11 protein-coding genes, 1 pseudogene and 1 CRISPR repeat array (1 of these 13 cut by a window edge) are annotated in these 14,194 nt (G+C 68.0%); of the genes and pseudogenes, 8 read left to right on the plus strand and 4 right to left on the minus strand.

All coding sequences use genetic code 11. The features are described from left to right. Positions 1–841: direct repeats of the CRISPR family, unit length 28 nt; unit sequence GTGCTCCCCGCGCATGCGGGGATGATCC; it begins 1,383 nt to the left of the window's first position. A 69-nt stretch (positions 842–910) separates the two neighbouring features. Further along, positions 911–2,023: an enolase C-terminal domain-like protein gene (locus tag JOF55_RS01270; RefSeq protein ID WP_310268256.1), complete on the minus strand. Its 1,113-nt coding sequence runs from the start codon at positions 2,021–2,023 to the stop codon at positions 911–913. Between the two features lie 112 nt (positions 2,024–2,135). Between JOF55_RS01270 and JOF55_RS01275 the strand changes: the two genes are divergently transcribed. From JOF55_RS01275 to JOF55_RS01290, 4 genes are all read left to right on the plus strand, one after another. Continuing rightward, positions 2,136–3,944 (plus strand): thiamine pyrophosphate-requiring protein, encoded by a 1,809-nt coding sequence (locus tag JOF55_RS01275; RefSeq protein ID WP_310268257.1) that lies wholly within the window; start codon positions 2,136–2,138, stop codon positions 3,942–3,944. Continuing rightward, positions 3,944–7,126: an FAD-binding and (Fe-S)-binding domain-containing protein gene (locus JOF55_RS01280; RefSeq protein ID WP_310268260.1), complete on the plus strand. Its 3,183-nt coding sequence runs from the start codon at positions 3,944–3,946 to the stop codon at positions 7,124–7,126. Before JOF55_RS01275 ends, JOF55_RS01280 begins: the two co-directional genes overlap by 1 nt. Before the next feature lie 49 nt (positions 7,127–7,175). Further along, positions 7,176–8,246, plus strand: coding sequence for an FUSC family protein (locus tag JOF55_RS01285; protein WP_310268263.1), 1,071 nt, complete (start codon positions 7,176–7,178; stop codon positions 8,244–8,246). A gap of 147 nt (positions 8,247–8,393) precedes the next feature. Continuing rightward, positions 8,394–8,621 carry a hypothetical protein gene (locus JOF55_RS01290; RefSeq protein ID WP_310268266.1) on the plus strand — a complete coding sequence of 76 codons (228 nt, stop codon included), beginning with the start codon at positions 8,394–8,396 and terminating at the stop codon, positions 8,619–8,621. Between the two features lie 314 nt (positions 8,622–8,935). Here JOF55_RS01290 and JOF55_RS01295 read toward each other — a convergent pair whose 3' ends face one another. Then, positions 8,936–9,703 carry a methyltransferase domain-containing protein gene (locus tag JOF55_RS01295; protein WP_310268270.1) on the minus strand — a complete coding sequence of 256 codons (768 nt, stop codon included), beginning with the start codon at positions 9,701–9,703 and terminating at the stop codon, positions 8,936–8,938. Positions 9,704–9,850: 147 nt separating this feature from the next. On the opposite strand from JOF55_RS01295, the gene JOF55_RS01300 reads away from it, so the two are divergent. The 4 genes from JOF55_RS01300 (at position 9,851) to JOF55_RS01315 (ending at position 12,100) form a co-directional block, all read left to right on the plus strand. Further along, on the plus strand, positions 9,851–10,432 hold the full coding sequence (locus JOF55_RS01300; RefSeq protein WP_310268273.1) for a sigma-70 family RNA polymerase sigma factor: 582 nt from the start codon (positions 9,851–9,853) through the stop codon (positions 10,430–10,432). After that, positions 10,429–10,659, plus strand: a complete 231-nt coding sequence (locus tag JOF55_RS01305; protein WP_310268276.1) for a zf-HC2 domain-containing protein — start codon at positions 10,429–10,431, stop codon at positions 10,657–10,659. Before JOF55_RS01300 ends, JOF55_RS01305 begins: the two co-directional genes overlap by 4 nt. After that, positions 10,656–11,450: a methyltransferase domain-containing protein gene (locus JOF55_RS01310; protein WP_310268280.1), complete on the plus strand. Its 795-nt coding sequence runs from the start codon at positions 10,656–10,658 to the stop codon at positions 11,448–11,450. Before JOF55_RS01305 ends, JOF55_RS01310 begins: the two co-directional genes overlap by 4 nt. Positions 11,451–11,530: 80 nt before the next feature. Next, positions 11,531–12,100, plus strand: a complete 570-nt coding sequence (locus JOF55_RS01315) for an OsmC family protein (protein WP_310268282.1) — start codon at positions 11,531–11,533, stop codon at positions 12,098–12,100. A 59-nt stretch (positions 12,101–12,159) separates the two neighbouring features. Here JOF55_RS01315 and JOF55_RS24325 read toward each other — a convergent pair. Next, a pseudogene (locus tag JOF55_RS24325) lies at positions 12,160–12,249 on the minus strand (DUF2252 family protein); the annotation flags it as partial. A gap of 105 nt (positions 12,250–12,354) precedes the next feature. Continuing rightward, positions 12,355–14,013: an FAD-binding dehydrogenase gene (locus JOF55_RS01325; protein WP_310268285.1), complete on the minus strand. Its 1,659-nt coding sequence runs from the start codon at positions 14,011–14,013 to the stop codon at positions 12,355–12,357. Positions 14,014–14,194 lie beyond the last annotated feature (181 nt).

A 14,194-nucleotide genomic window follows, 5' to 3' on the forward strand; every position in this document is an offset into this window, starting at 1 on the left:
CGGCACCCGGCTACTACCTCGTGCTCCCCGCGCATGCGGGGATGATCCGTACTTCACCGCGGAGTCTCCGGACGCGTGTCCGTGCTCCCCGCGCATGCGGGGATGATCCGACCGTCCTGTACTGCGACGCCGAGCACTGCACGTGCTCCCCGCGCATGCGGGGATGATCCGTTCCTTGGTACGCCGGAGCAGGTCGTTACCGGGTGCTCCCCGCGCATGCGGGGATGATCCTGCAGCTCAACCGGCTCGCTGCCGAGCGAGTGCGTGCTCCCCGCGCATGCGGGGATGATCCTCCGCTGGAGTCGATCGTGTCGTATTGCGGGATGTGCTCCCCGCGCATGCGGGGATGATCCCGAACCCTGGCGGCTCAGGGTCCGGGTGCTTGGGTGCTCCCCGCGCATGCGGGGATGATCCCTCGACGCGATATCGCCCAGTGGTGGGGATCAGGTGCTCCCCGCGCATGCGGGGATGATCCGTGGGCTTGCATCTGCCTGGTTTTCCCCCTCCCGTGCTCCCCGCGCATGCGGGGATGATCCGCATCCGCGCGAGCCTGTTCCTCATTCCATCCGGTGCTCCCCGCGCATGCGGGGATGATCCCGGGTCGGGGTGGTACTCGCCGGATCAGCGTCCGTGCTCCCCGCGCATGCGGGGATGATCCCGCACCATCACGCCCGGCGATATCGTCGCCCACGTGCTCCCCGCGCATGCGGGGGTGATCCGCACGGCATGCCCCGCGTGGCGTGGGGCGATGTGTGCTCCCCGCGCATGCGGGGATGATCCCTCGACTGGGCTGGAGTTCTCCAAGATTCCCTGGTGCTCCCCGCACATGCGGGGATAAGCCGCTGCTTCATCACTCGTCGGGGTGCGAGAGATTCCAGTTTCAAGTAAAACTTCACCGCCGAGACCCAAGTCAGCGCACGCGGTACTGCTCCAGGTCGGCGTCCTTGACGTCCAGCCCGAGGCCGGGACGGGAGCGGTCCGGGCGCAGCAGGCCGTCGGGTTCGGGCTCCAGTATTCCGTCGAAGGCGATCCGCTCGATGCGGACGTGATCGTGGAAGTACTCCAGGTGCCGCAGGTGCCACACGGCGGTGCCCACCTGGGCGCTGACCTGCGGTGCACAGTGCAGCGAGAGATCCATGGTGCGCGCGTCGCACAGTGCGGCCACCCGCAGCAGCCCGCTGATGCCCAGGCACCGGGTAACGTCGGCCTGCAGGCAGTCGACCGCGCCGGCGTTGAGCATGTGGTGGAAGTAGGGCAGGTGGTAGCCGTACTCGCCCGCGGCGATGTCCATGCCCGCCGGTCCCCGATCCCGCAGCAGCCGTAGTCCTTCCAGGTCGTCGGAGCTGACCGGTTCCTCCAGCCAGCTCACACCGAAGTCGGCGAAGACCCGGGCCCATCCCGCGGCGTCCTTGCGGGCGTAGGCACCGTTGGCGTCGACGAACAGGCTCGGCCCCTCGCCGATGGCGAGCCGGGCAGCGCTCAACCTGCCCCGGTCGGCGCTCGGATCGCGGCCGACCTTCATCTTCACCCGGTAGATGCCCGCCTCGACCCACCCGGCCAGCTGCCTGCCGAGGGTGTCGTTGTCGTAGGAGGTGAAGCCGCCGCTGCCGTAGATCGGTGTGGCCGCGTGGATGGCCCCGAGGGCGATCGTCAACGGCAGGTCGAGGAGCCGCGCATGCAGATCCCACAGCGCGATGTCGACGGCCGAGATCGCCTCGGCCACCACTCCGGGCTTGCCGAGGTTGCGCACGGCGTGCTGCATCGCCTGCCACGATTCCTGCGGAGTCAGCGCGTCCCTGCCGATGACCACAGAGGAGAGTTTGCTGTCGACCACGGTGGCCGCCGACGGCCCGGCATAGGTGTAACCGACCCCGGTCCGGTCGGCGGCGTGCGCCCGGACCAGCACCAGCGTCGTGGAGTCCCAGGCCAGGGTCCCGTCGGATTCGGGTGCGTCGGTGGGGATCTCGTAGGCCGAGACGTCGATGCGTTCGATCGGGACCGTCTCCGTCGCTCTGGTCGTCACGGCCGGGGCATACCACAGACGCCGGGAGTGTATGCCTGCTGTTCGTTTCGCAGGCGTCGGCCACGGGTAGTACCGGATCAACACCCGTCAGTTACTTCCGGGAGGCCCGCTCATGCCGCAGACCGCCGACTTCATCCTCGACCGCCTCCGCCAATGGAACATCCACCGCATCTTCGGCTACCCCGGCGACGGGATCAATTCCCTGCTGGGGGCACTCGACCGAGCCGACGGCGACCCGGAGCTGATCCAGCCGCGCCACGAGGAGATGGGCGCGTTCATGGCCACCGCGCACGCCAAGTTCACCGGGGAGATCGGCTGCTGCCTGGCCACCTCCGGCGGCGGCACGATCCACCTGCTCAACGGGCTCTACGACGCCAAGCTGGATCACCAGCCCGTCGTGGCCATCGTCGGCCAGCAGAAGCGGATCGCCCTGGGCAGCGCCTACCAGCAGGAGATCGACCCCAACACGCTGTACAAGGACGTCTCCGAATTCGTGCAGACCTGCATGCATCCCGCGCAGGCCCGCCAGTTGATCGATCGCGCGTGCAAGGTCGCGTTGACCAACCGTACCGTCGCGACGATCATCGTTCCGGAAGACGTCGCGATGGAGGAAGCGCAGCCGTCGCCACCGCGCGAGCACGGCGCCGTCTACACCACCGCGGGCCGCACCGAGTCGCGGACCATTCCCGAGCAGAGTGAGCTGCGCAAGGCCGCCGAAGTCCTCAACGAGGGGGAGAAGGTGGGCATCCTGGTCGGGCAGGGTGCTGCCAAGGCGGCCGACGAGGTCGTCGAGGTCGCCGAGCTGCTCGGAGCGGGCGTGGCCAAGACCTCCCTCGGCCGGGAGGTGCTCCCGGACGATCTGCCCTACGTCACCGGGCCGATCGGGTTGCTCGGCTCGACGGCGAGTCACGAGATGGTGATGAACGCCGACACGCTGCTGTTCATCGGAACCAGCTTCCCGTACGCGGAGTGGTTGCCGCCCGAAGGGCAGTGCAAGGGCGTGGAGATCGACATCGACGGGCGGATGATCGGTGTTCGCTACCCGATGGACGCACAGCTCGTGGGCGATTCCCGGGACACCCTGCAGGAACTGATCCCGATGCTGCAGCGCAAACAGGACCGGTCCTGGCGGGAGAAGATCGAATCCGAGGTCGACGAATGGTGGCGGGTGCTCGACGATCGCGCCCATGACGAGGCCGATCCGCTCAACCCCGAGCTGGTGGTCCACGAGCTGTCCAAGCGGCTTCCGGACGACTGCGTCATCACCACCGATGCCGGATCGGTCGCCAACTGGTGGTCGCGACACCTCAAACTGCGCAAGGGGATGTCGGCGTCCCTGGCCGGGAACCTCGCCACGATGGGGCCGGGCACTCCGTATGCCATCAGCGCCAAGTTCGCCTTCCCGGACCGCCCCGCCATCGCGCTGGTCGGCGACGGCGTGTTCCAGATGAACGGGATGCTCGAATTGATCACCGTCAAGGGTTATCTGGACCGGATGAGTCGTTCCCCGTTGATTTTCTGCGTGTTCAACAACCGGGACCTCAACCAGGTCACCTGGGAGCAGCGGGCGATGGGCGGGGAACGCAAGTTCCCGGGCTCGCAGAACATTCCCGACGTGCCCTACGCCGAGTGGGCGAGACTTCTGGGATTCACCGGGATCCGGTGCGACAGCCCGGACGATCTCGGAGCGGCGTGGGACGAGGCACTGGCCGCGAACGGCCCCGTCGTGTTCGAGGTCGTCGTCGACAGCGAGATCCCGCCGATCCCGCCGCACATCAAGAAGATGCAGGCCCAGAAAGTGGCCAAGGCACTGCGCGAGGGCGACCCGCAGACGTGGGGCATCGTCGCCAAGGGCGCCAAGCAGAAGGCGCACGAGTTCACCGAGTCGGTCAAGGAAGCAATGCCGGGACGGGAGCGCTGATGGTGGCCGAGCAGGTCACCGTTCCGGCTCATCCGGATACCCGCTTCTCCACCGGGATGGCCGCCGCCGAGACGGTCAACGTCAAAGGACTCGAAGCGCACCTGCGGCGGCACCTCCGGGGGGAGGTGCGCTTCGACACCGCTTCGAAGGCGCTGTATGCCAGCGATGCGTCGAACTACCGGCAGGTCCCGCTCGGCGTGGTGCTTCCCGCGACGCTCGACGACGTGGTCGCTGCGACCGTGGCCTGTCATCGCTACGGGGCGCCGTTGCTGTGTCGCGGGGGTGGGACGAGCCTGTCCGGGGAGACGGTCAACGTCGCCGTCGTGCTCGACTTCTCCAAGTACCTGACCGGTACCGGTGAGGTCGATCCCGACCGGCGGCGGGTCACGGCTCAGCCCGGGGCGATCAACGAGCAGGTCAACCGGATCACCGGCGAGTACAACCTGGTCTTCGGGCCCGACCCCTCGACGCACTCGCGGTGCACGATCGGCGGCAATGTCGGCAACAACTCCTGCGGTATCCATTCGGTGCAGTCCCACTTCCACGGCCCCGGCCCCCGCACCTCCGACAATGTGCACGCTCTCGAAGTGGTCACCTACGACGGAGAGCGGTTCTGGACGGGGGTCGACGAGGAGGCGGATCTCGATCGCATCATCGCCGAGGGCGGGCGCAAGGGTGAGATCTACGCCGAGCTGCGCGCTCTCCGGGACCGCTACGCCGAGGACATCCGAGCGGGGTTTCCCTCGGTGGAGACGATGCCCCGGCGGGTCTCGGGCTACAACCTCGACGAGCTCCTACCGGAGAAGGGGTTCAACGTCGCCCGCGCGCTGGTCGGCACGGAAGGAACCTGTGCTACCGCGCTGAGCACGACTCTCCTGCTCACCCCGGCGATGCCGGAGCGCACCACGGTCATCGTGGAGTATGCGGACATCGTCGAGGCAGCCGAGCACGTGGTGCGGGTCCGGGAATGGAAGCCGATCGGTCTGGAAGCGATCGATTCCCGGCTCGTCCAGGATCAGCAGCAGGAGGGGATCAACCTCGAAGGCCTGCACGAGCTGCCCCGGCTGGGAGGCAACCACGCGTGGCTGATGGTGCAGTTCGGCGCCGATTCGCAGGAAGAGTCGGTAGAGCGCGCCGAGCAGTTCGTCGAGTGGCTGCGTAGCGAACTCGGCTACGACGACGACCGGATCGTCATCTCCAAGAGCGTGCAGGAGGGCGGCAACAGTCAGACCCTGTGGAACATCCGGGAGAGCGGCCTGGGCTCCACGGCGTTTCCCCCGGGGGACAAGGACCACTGGCCCGGTTGGGAGGATTCCGCGGTTCCGCCCGAACATCTCGGTGACTACGTGCGGGACCTGCGAAGCCTCTACGGCAAGTACGACCTGCGCGGCGCCATGTACGGCCACTTCGGTGAGGGCTGCATTCACTCCCGGATCAACTTCGATCTGCGCAGCGCCGAGGGGCTGCGCACCTACCGGGCCTTCATGGAGGAAGCCGCCGATCTCGTCGCCGCCTACGGCGGATCGCTCTCCGGGGAGCACGGTGACGGCCAGCAGCGCGCCGAGCTGCTGAGCAAGCAGTACGGACCCCGCCTGCTCGAGGCGATGCGGGAGTTCAAGGGAATTTGGGATCCGGACTGGAAGATGAATCCGGGCAAGGTCGTCGATGCCTATCGCTTCGACGAGAACCTGCGCCTGGGCACCGACTACAACCCGCAGCGTCCGGAGGTCAAGCTCGCCTACCCGCAGGACGGGGGCGACTTCGCACACGCCGCGTTGCGGTGCGTGGGGATCGGTACCTGTCGCCAGCCGGAAGCCGAGAGCACCATGTGCCCCAGCTATCAGGTGACCCGCGAGGAGAAGCACACCACCCGTGGGCGGGCTCGGCTGCTGTTCGAGATGCTGCAGGGCGAGGTGATCACCGACGGCTGGCAGTCCCAGGAGGTCTCCGAGTCGCTGGACCTGTGCCTGGCGTGCAAGGGCTGCACGAGCGACTGCCCGGTGGGTGTGGACATGCCCTCCTACAAGGCGGAGTTTCGCTACCACCACTATCGCTCGATGCGCCGTTGGCGTCCACGCCATGCCTACGCGTTCGGGTTCATCGACCAGGCATCGCGGCTTGCCACGCGGATGCCGGAACTGGTCAACGCGGCCACGCAGACTCCGCTGCTGCGGTCGCTGGTGAAGTGGGCCGGTGGCATCGATCAGCAGCGCGAGTTGCCGACGTTCGCCCCGGTCACGTTGCAGCGGTGGTTCGCCGAGCGGGGCGGGACGGCCAATCCGTACGGGCGTCGTGTGGTGCTGTTTCCCGACACGTTCAACAATCATCTGCACACCGATGTCGGAGTGGCCTGCGTCGAGGCGCTGGAAGCGGCGGGCTGGCAGGTCGTCCTGCCCGACCGGCACGTCTGCTGCGGGCGGCCGCTCTACGACTACGGTTTTCTCGACATGGCCGAGCGCTATCTGCGTCGCGTCCTGGACGTGCTGCGTGCCGACATCCGGGCAGGCACCCCTGTGGTGGGCATGGAGCCCAGCTGTCTGGCGGTGTTCAAGGACGAGTTGGTCAAGATGCTGCCGCACGATGACGACGCCCGTCGTCTGGCGGCCCATTCCTACCACTTCGCGGAGTTCTACCAGACCTTCGACGTCGAGGTACCGAAGCTGGCGCGTCGGGCACTGCTGTGGGGGCACTGCCATCACCGCGCCACCGGAGGGGTCGAGCCCGAGCAACAGCTCCTGGAGCGGATGGGAGTCACCGTGCAGCCGGTCAGCGGTGGCTGCTGCGGGGTCGCCGGCGCGTGGGGTTACGAGCAGGGCAAGTTCGGGATCTCGGTGGATTGCGGGGAGCAGGCGCTGCTGCCCGCGGTGCGCGCGGCCGAACAGGACACCCTCGTCGTCGCCAACGGCTTCTCCTGCCAGACCCAGATCGAGCAGGCTGGTGGGGGCCGCCGCGCGCTGCACAGCGCGCAGGTGATGCGGATGGCCGGGGACAGCGACCGCAACGTCTCTCGGGACGGATATTCGGACGGGCCGCCGGAGGGGACCCACCGCGATCGACGGCCGCAGGCAGGCCCGCGGCGGCGGGCGTTGCGGTTGGCGGGGCTGGCTGCCACCGGGGTGGGCGCGCTCGGCGGCAGCGCGGCCGCCCTGACCCGTGCTCTGTCCACTCGGCACACCCGGTGAGGATCGTGCCGAGCCGCCGATAGCGCAGGGGAGAACGTCAGGTGAGACCATGACGGCGCCTCTTTTCCGGGACGCGGGGCAGCGCGTTCGCCAGGCGACCTGGCGGGTGTTCCTGGCCTCGGTGACCGCGGGGCTGGCGTGGTGGCTCGCGCAGATCCTCCTCGACCAACCCGCCCCCATCTTCGCGCCGATCGCCGCGATGGTCAGTCTGCTCGACGAGCCCGGAGTGCGGGGACTCCGGGCCTTCCGGCTCATCGGCGGAGTCGTGGTCGGCGTCGGGGTCGGTGAGATCCTGATGCTCTACCTGGAAGCGGGTCCCTGGGAGATCGGTGTGGGCGCCGCGGTGGCGATGCTCATCGTGGCCGCGTTCAGCACGAATCCCCTGACGCTGATCCAGGCCGGTATCGCGGCGCTGCTGGTGATCGGCATCCAAACCCCGCAGACGGGGGTGAGCCGGCTGCTCAGCGCGCTGATCGGGGGGATCCTCGCACTGCTGTTCAGCCAGGTGCTGGCCTCTCCGAGCCCGCTGGTCACCCTCGGCAACGCCGCCCGCACGGCGTTGATCCCGGCAGCTCGTGGCCTGCGTGGTACCGCTCAGGCACTCACCGATGCCGACCCCGCGGCCGCTCGGGAAGCGCTGACGCTCGTGCGCAATCGGTACCAGGAAATCGCCGCGTTGCAGAACATGCGCCAGACAAGCCGCCAGATCGTCCAGCGAACCCTGCGCGGATACCGGCATCGGCACCGGATTCGGCACCTCGACGCCCGCCTCAGCGGTATCGAATCCCTCTACACCGGCACCGTCCTCACCGCTCGCGCCGCCCACGAGGTCCTACGGCGCCATTCCGAGACCCCGAACTTCGAGATTCCGAGTTGGATCGTCCACGCGGCCACCGATCTCGCCCGGGCCGTGGAAACCCTGGCCCAGGATCCTCGCTCCGAGCAGAACCGGCGCCACGCGTACAATCTGGTCGATCCCCTGACCCGCCTCGATGCTGCCGAAGCACCGCAGCCGCTGGCGGGACTGGCCACCGAGATACGCCTGGTCGCCGCCGACCTCGTCGGAATCAGCAGCCCCGATCCTCCCGCTTCGGCGTCCCGGTCTGATGGGTCCTGGTAGATCGAGCGACCCGTGTTCGGCGTGGGACCGGCTCGGCAGTGGGTCGCGGTGGTGTCAACGTCGATGTCACCGTGGCTTCACCAGCGGTCTCGCCTGGCCCGGTACCGCACGGCACATCGTCGATGTGGCGCGGGAACCAGCCGCCCGGTGGGACGTGCCAACGCGGTTGGGCAGTTACTTCCCGCGGAGGCGGGCCGCGAGGGCACGCCCGCCGACGGTGGTGACCGCCACGGCAGCCGCGCCGGTCAGCGCGAGCGTGCGTGGCGATCGTGGTGTGGGCTGGTCGCTGTAGTGCTCGGGGTATTCGCCCGGAGGACCCTGTGTGCCGTGCCGCTCGGCCAGGACGCCGAGTCCGAACTACGCACCTGCACCTGAGCAGGAGCGCAATCCGGCACATCACCGCGTCCGGGTCTTGCTGATACGCCCAGTGCGGCGACAATCCGAGACACTGCTAACCGAGATCCCGGGCAAGGACCCGGCCTGCGGTTCGTCCGGAAGAAGATGCACCCGCCGAGGAAGGTGCCTTCCAGCGCGCTGTAGCCGTGCACCCCGCCCCCACCGAATGGGGTCACCGACGCGGACATGCTCGCCCATACCACCATCCCCCTCTCCTGCGACATCCGCCAAGGACGATTCCATCGTCACACGGTGGCCTGTGGAGGCGACCTGCCAAGCACGATCACGAGCCGTCAAGGCTTGACCGCGAGCAGCGAGAGGCTCTTGACACCGTACGTCGATGTAGCGCCGCGAGCCTGCTCGGAGCGGAACCCGTAGTTGTTGGGACGCACCTCGCGCACTTCCAGCCCGGACATCTCGATCAGCGCTCGGTAGGCATCCTCCCGGGCCGCACCGCCGACGCAGGATGCCCACAGGTCGGCGTTGGACACGATCGCATCGGTGAGCTGCCGTTCGGTGACGATGTCCGCGACCGCGAGATACCCGCCCGGCCGCAGCACCCGTGCCACCTCGGTGAACACCCGCTTCTTGTCGGCCGACAGGTTGATGACCCCATTGGAGATCACGCAGTCGAACTCGGCGTCGCCCGCGGGCAGAACCTCGATCCGCCGCTGCCAGAACTCCACCGCGGCCCCGAGCTGCGCCGCGGCCGCAAGTCGCCGAGCCTTGTCAAGCTGCTCCTGGGTGAAGTCGACACCGAGGACTCTGCCGGACGGAGCAACGAGGTGTGCGGCGACAAAGGTGTCCATGCCCGATCCGCTGCCGAGATCGAGCACGCGTTGGCCGGGCTGCAGGTTCGCGAGATCGAAGAAGTAGCCGACTCCGGCGAAGGACTCCACCGCTTCGACCGGGGCCGCACGGAGCAGCGCCGCGGGATAGCCCAGCCGCTGGGCGAGCGGGCGCCCCATCTCGAAGTGGTAGTTGCCGTGCGGTTGCTCGGCAACCTGGCGATACATCTGCTGGACCTTGTCGTCCAGAACGTGGGTGTCGACGGTAGTCATTGTGCCCTCCTTCGTGGTTCTGACCGTCAGGACGACAGGAGGCCGGCCGGTATTGCGTTCGAACCTTCGAATCCCCGAATCCGGGTGTAATAACAGCGGGCGAGGAAGCGTCCAAGGGGTACTGATGGCCGCACGCGCGAGGGGACGATGGTGGTCGCACAGGCGGGCCCCGATCGCGGGTTCCGAGAGCTTGCCAAGGAGCAGCTGCCCCGGCTGCTCTCGCTGGCGCGTCGGCTCGTCGGCGACGACGCGGAGGACGCCGTGCAGGACTGCCTGCTCAAGGCCTTCCAGCGGTTCGACCAGCTGCAGGACGGCGCGGCCGCGCCGTCCTGGCTGACCAGCATTCTGGTGAACTGCTGCCGTGACCGCGGCCGCGCAGGCGCCAGGCGCCCGGTCGAGATCGACGTCGAGTCCATCGAGGACTTCTCGCTGTACCGCCGGATCGCCCACGAGGACCCGTTCCCGTACTCCGACTCGCTGCACCTGGACTTCCTCGCCGAGTTCGGCCCGGAGGACGTGCGCGCGGTCTTGATGCGGCTGCCCGAGCTGTACCGCCTTCCGCTGGTCGTCGTGTACATGGACGGCTTCCTGGTGCGGGAACTGGCGGAGATGCTCGGCGTGCCCCTGGGCACCGTGCTGGCCCGCCTGCACCGGGGACGCAAGCTGTTCGAGAAGCAGATGTGGGAGTACGCCGAAGAGACCGGCCTGCTGCGAGGAGTGCCGCGATGATCAGTTGCGCCAAAGCCGTTCAGCAGCTGTGGGAGTACCTCGACGGCACCAGCACGCAAGCCGACCGGGTATTGATCGAGGAACACCTGAAGCGGTGCCGGCGGTGCTGCGGCGAGCTCGAGTTCGCCCACGAGCTCAGGGCCTTCCTCGTGGACGCCGCGCACGAGGACCTGCCGGAGGATGTCCTGCGGCGATTGAACCGAACCGTGGAGGAGCTGGATCCATGAGTCGCGACCTGATGCACAGCGCCGAGGTGAAGGCGCTGGTCCGTGACGCCTACCGCCACGTCCCACCGACGACCGCGGCGGTGGCGCGGAAACTCTACACCGCGCAGGAGCTGGGAACCGTGCCGCGGTCCGCTGTCGATCGTGCGCTCGGTGTCGCGAACCACCTGCGGCACACCGATCTCCCGCCGGGCAGCGCCGTGCTCGACCTGGGCTGCGGCGGCGGCATCGACACGATCCTGGCCGCGCAGCGCATCGGACCCACAGGCCGCGTGGTCGCACTGGACTTCCTGCCGGAGATGCTCGCACGGACCGCCGGTGCGGCGGCCGAAGCGGATCTCGACAACATCGAGCCGCTGGAGGGTGAGCTGGAGGCGATCCCGCTTCCGGACGACAGCGTGGACGTGATCATTTCCAACGGCGTCATCAACCTGTCGGTGCGCAAGGCACGAGTGATGGCCGAGTGCGCGCGCGTGCTGAGGCCGGGCGGGCAGCTGTGCGTCTCCGACCTCACCATCGATCAGGACGGGCTGCCGCCGGAGATTCTCACCCAACCGGCTGCGTGGGCAGGCTGTGTAGCGGGTGCGCTGGCCGAGGATGATTTCCTGCACAAGCTGACCGGAGCCGGCTTCGGCAACACCGGGGTACTGCACCGGCAATCGCTGAGCATCGACGACTGTGCGCTGTATCCGCTGTTCTCCGACGAGGTCATCGCGCTGATGCGCAGTTTGATCGCTCCGGAGCATCACGAGTCGGTGGCGGTGGCGGTCGTCGTGCAAGCGACTTCGCCGTAGCCCCTCGCCGCCGGTGCAATATCGGTCGCCGACTGCGCCGTCCTTACCGGTGTCGGCGAACTCCGGGAAAGGAGCCGATCATGACCAGGACAACGACGGTGCGCAACGGCATCGACGTCGACCAGCTGCTCGCGACCATCGAGACGATCAAGGACGATCCGCAGGTGGGCTCGTTCACCTTCCGGGCGTCGAGCCGCTGGGAGGAAGGCACCCACAACGTCGGTGCGATCGGACGGTTCCTGCACGCCGGGCAAGAGGACGAGTCGAGGCAGGCAGCATTCACCGTCGAGGGTGACGAGCCACCGGTGCTGCTCGGCCGCAACAAGGCGCCGAACGCTGTGGAGCTGCTGCTGCAGGCGCTGGGCTTCTGCTACGCAGTCGGATACGTCGCCAACGCCGCCGCCCGCGGCATCGAGGTGACGTCGATGGAGTACGACGTGGAAGGCGATGTCGATGTCCGCACCTTCCTGGGCCTGGAAGGGCCACGGGCAGGGTTCACCCGGATCCGGGTCGCGGGCAGGGTGTCGAGTCCGAACGCGACCGACGAGCAGCTGCAGGAACTGTGTCGCCACGTCCAGGACACCTCGCCGGTGCGCGACTGCCTGGCGAACCCGATCCCGGTGACGACGACATTGGAGACCGCCCATTGAGATGACGGTGCCTGCCGGCTGCGAACCGTTGAATCCCCAGGCGCAGAGGTGAGGGAGGAATCGTCGGCATCGAAGACGAGCTTGCCTGCACCGACCGGGTAGGTGCCGAAGTTCTCCGCGTGCAGATCCCCGTGGAGCCATACCCGGCTCCACGGGGATTCAGACGGGCCATATCGACGAAAACAGCGGAAAACCACGGGCCCGAGCCGCCCCGGTGGCGGCTCGGGTTCCGGTCGGTGGCGGACGCCGTCCGGTTATGCGAGGTCCCGTGCGACGGCCCGGCCTGCGGTTCGTCCGGAGAAGATGCACCCGCCGAGGAAGGTGCCTTCCAGCGCGCTGTAGCCGTGCACCCCGCCCCCACCGAATCCGGCGACCTCCCCCGCGGCATACAGGCCATCGAACACGCTCCCGTCGGGGCGCAGGACCTGCGCGTCGAGATTGGTCTCCAAACCGCCGAGAGTTTTACGGGTAAGCAGATGCAGCCGTACGGCGATCAGCGGTCCGTGGTCGGAGTCGAGAAGCTTGTGCGGCGTGGCAATGCGGGTGATCCGGTCGCTGAGATAGCGCCGAGCGGCATGGATCGCGGTGATCTGCATGTCCTTGGTGTACTTGTTGTCGAGCTCGCGGTCCCGGGCAAGGACCTCCCGCTCGACATCGTCATAGCTCAACCGCGGCGTGCCGGTCAGCGCATTCATCCCCTCGACCAAGTCCCGCAGGTTGTCCCGCACGACGAAGTCCGCCCCATGGCGCTTGAACTGCTCGACCGGACCGGGAGCCCCCTTCTTCACCCTGCTCAGCAGGTCGTTGAGCTTCTTGCTGGTGAAGTCCGGATTCTGCTCGGAGCCGGACAGGGCGAACTCCTTCTCGATGATCGACTGGTCGAGCAGGAACCACGTGTAGTCGTAGCCGGTGCCGAGAATGTGCCGGAACGTGCCCATCGTGTCGAACCCCGGAAAGTAGGGCGCGGGTAACCGCTTGCCCGTGGCATCCAGCCACAGCGACGAGGGGCCGGGCAGGATGCGGATGCCGTGGCCGGGCCAGACCGGGTCCCAGTTGGCGATGCCCTCGGTGTAATGCCACATGCGATCACGGTTGATCTGGCTGGCACCGGCCGATTCGGTGATCTCCAGCATCCGCCCGTCCACGTGCGCGGGCACCCCGGTGAGCATGTGCTCCGGTGCCCGGCCGAGCCGCTGTGGCCAGTTCTTCCGGACCAGCTCGGGGTTGCCGCCGATGCCGCCGGAGGTGACCACGACCGCCTGTGCGTGGAACGCGAACTCCCCCGCTGCGGTCCGCGACGACTGCACACCCCGGGCTTCGGCGGAGGGTTCCAGCACGGTGCCGCGCACCCCTTCGGCGGCGCCGTCGTTCACCAGCAGCTCGTCCACCCGGTGGCGGTGCTTGATCGTCACCAGGCCGTTGCGCTGCGCCTCGCGAACCCGCTCGGCGAAGACCCGGACCACTTCGGGACCGGTCCCCCAGGTGATGTGGAACCGGGGCACCGAGTTGCCGTGCCCGGTGGCGGTGCCGCTGCCCCGCTCGGCCCACCCGACGAACGGCAGGAACCGCACACCGAGATCGCGCAGGTAATCCCGCTTGTCTCCGGCAGCGAACTCGACGTAGGCCCGCGCCCACTGCCGCGGCCAGTGGTCCTCGCGCTGCCGATCGAAGGCCGCGGTGCCCATCCAGTCCTGCCAGGCCAGCTCGGCGGAATCCTCGACACCCATGCGCCGCTGTTCGGGACTGTCCACCAGGAACAACCCGCCGAGCGACCAGAAGGCCTGGCCACCGAGATTGTCGGCGTTCTCCTGCTCGACCACGAGCACCGACCGACCGGCCTGCACCAGTTCATACGTGGCCACCAGCCCCGCCAGGCCCGCTCCGACCACGATCACATCGGCATCGGTTGCCATATCCGCTCCTCGCCGAGTCCCGGATTACCACGGGCCGACTCTGCCCACCACCGCATTGAACTCAACGAGGAGAAGCGCCGGGAGTTGCGGTGGGCTCCGAAGTTTCCCCGGCACCGTAGGCGCTGCCCCCATCATGCCGAGGGGCGAAGTGGGTCACGGAGTTCAGGCACCGACGTCCTCG

Origin of the sequence: Haloactinomyces albus, from assembly GCF_031458135.1 — a bacterium.
GTDB classification, from domain to species: domain Bacteria; phylum Actinomycetota; class Actinomycetes; order Mycobacteriales; family Pseudonocardiaceae; genus Haloactinomyces; species Haloactinomyces albus.

Excerpts from the sequence above, each read along its gene's own strand:
- JOF55_RS01275 (WP_310268257.1), top strand. The coding sequence starts at position 2,136 with ATGCCGCAGACCGCCGACTTCATCCTCGACCGCCTCCGCCAATGGAAC.
- JOF55_RS01280 (WP_310268260.1), top strand. The coding sequence starts at position 3,944 with ATGGTGGCCGAGCAGGTCACCGTTCCGGCTCATCCGGATACCCGCTTC.
- JOF55_RS01285 (WP_310268263.1), top strand. The coding sequence starts at position 7,176 with ATGACGGCGCCTCTTTTCCGGGACGCGGGGCAGCGCGTTCGCCAGGCG.
- JOF55_RS01295 (WP_310268270.1), bottom strand. The coding sequence starts at position 9,703 with ATGACTACCGTCGACACCCACGTTCTGGACGACAAGGTCCAGCAGATG.
- JOF55_RS01300 (WP_310268273.1), top strand. The coding sequence starts at position 9,851 with ATGGTGGTCGCACAGGCGGGCCCCGATCGCGGGTTCCGAGAGCTTGCC.
- JOF55_RS01305 (WP_310268276.1), top strand. The coding sequence starts at position 10,429 with ATGATCAGTTGCGCCAAAGCCGTTCAGCAGCTGTGGGAGTACCTCGAC.
- JOF55_RS01310 (WP_310268280.1), top strand. The coding sequence starts at position 10,656 with ATGAGTCGCGACCTGATGCACAGCGCCGAGGTGAAGGCGCTGGTCCGT.
- JOF55_RS01315 (WP_310268282.1), top strand. The coding sequence starts at position 11,531 with ATGACCAGGACAACGACGGTGCGCAACGGCATCGACGTCGACCAGCTG.
- JOF55_RS01325 (WP_310268285.1), bottom strand. The coding sequence starts at position 14,013 with ATGGCAACCGATGCCGATGTGATCGTGGTCGGAGCGGGCCTGGCGGGG.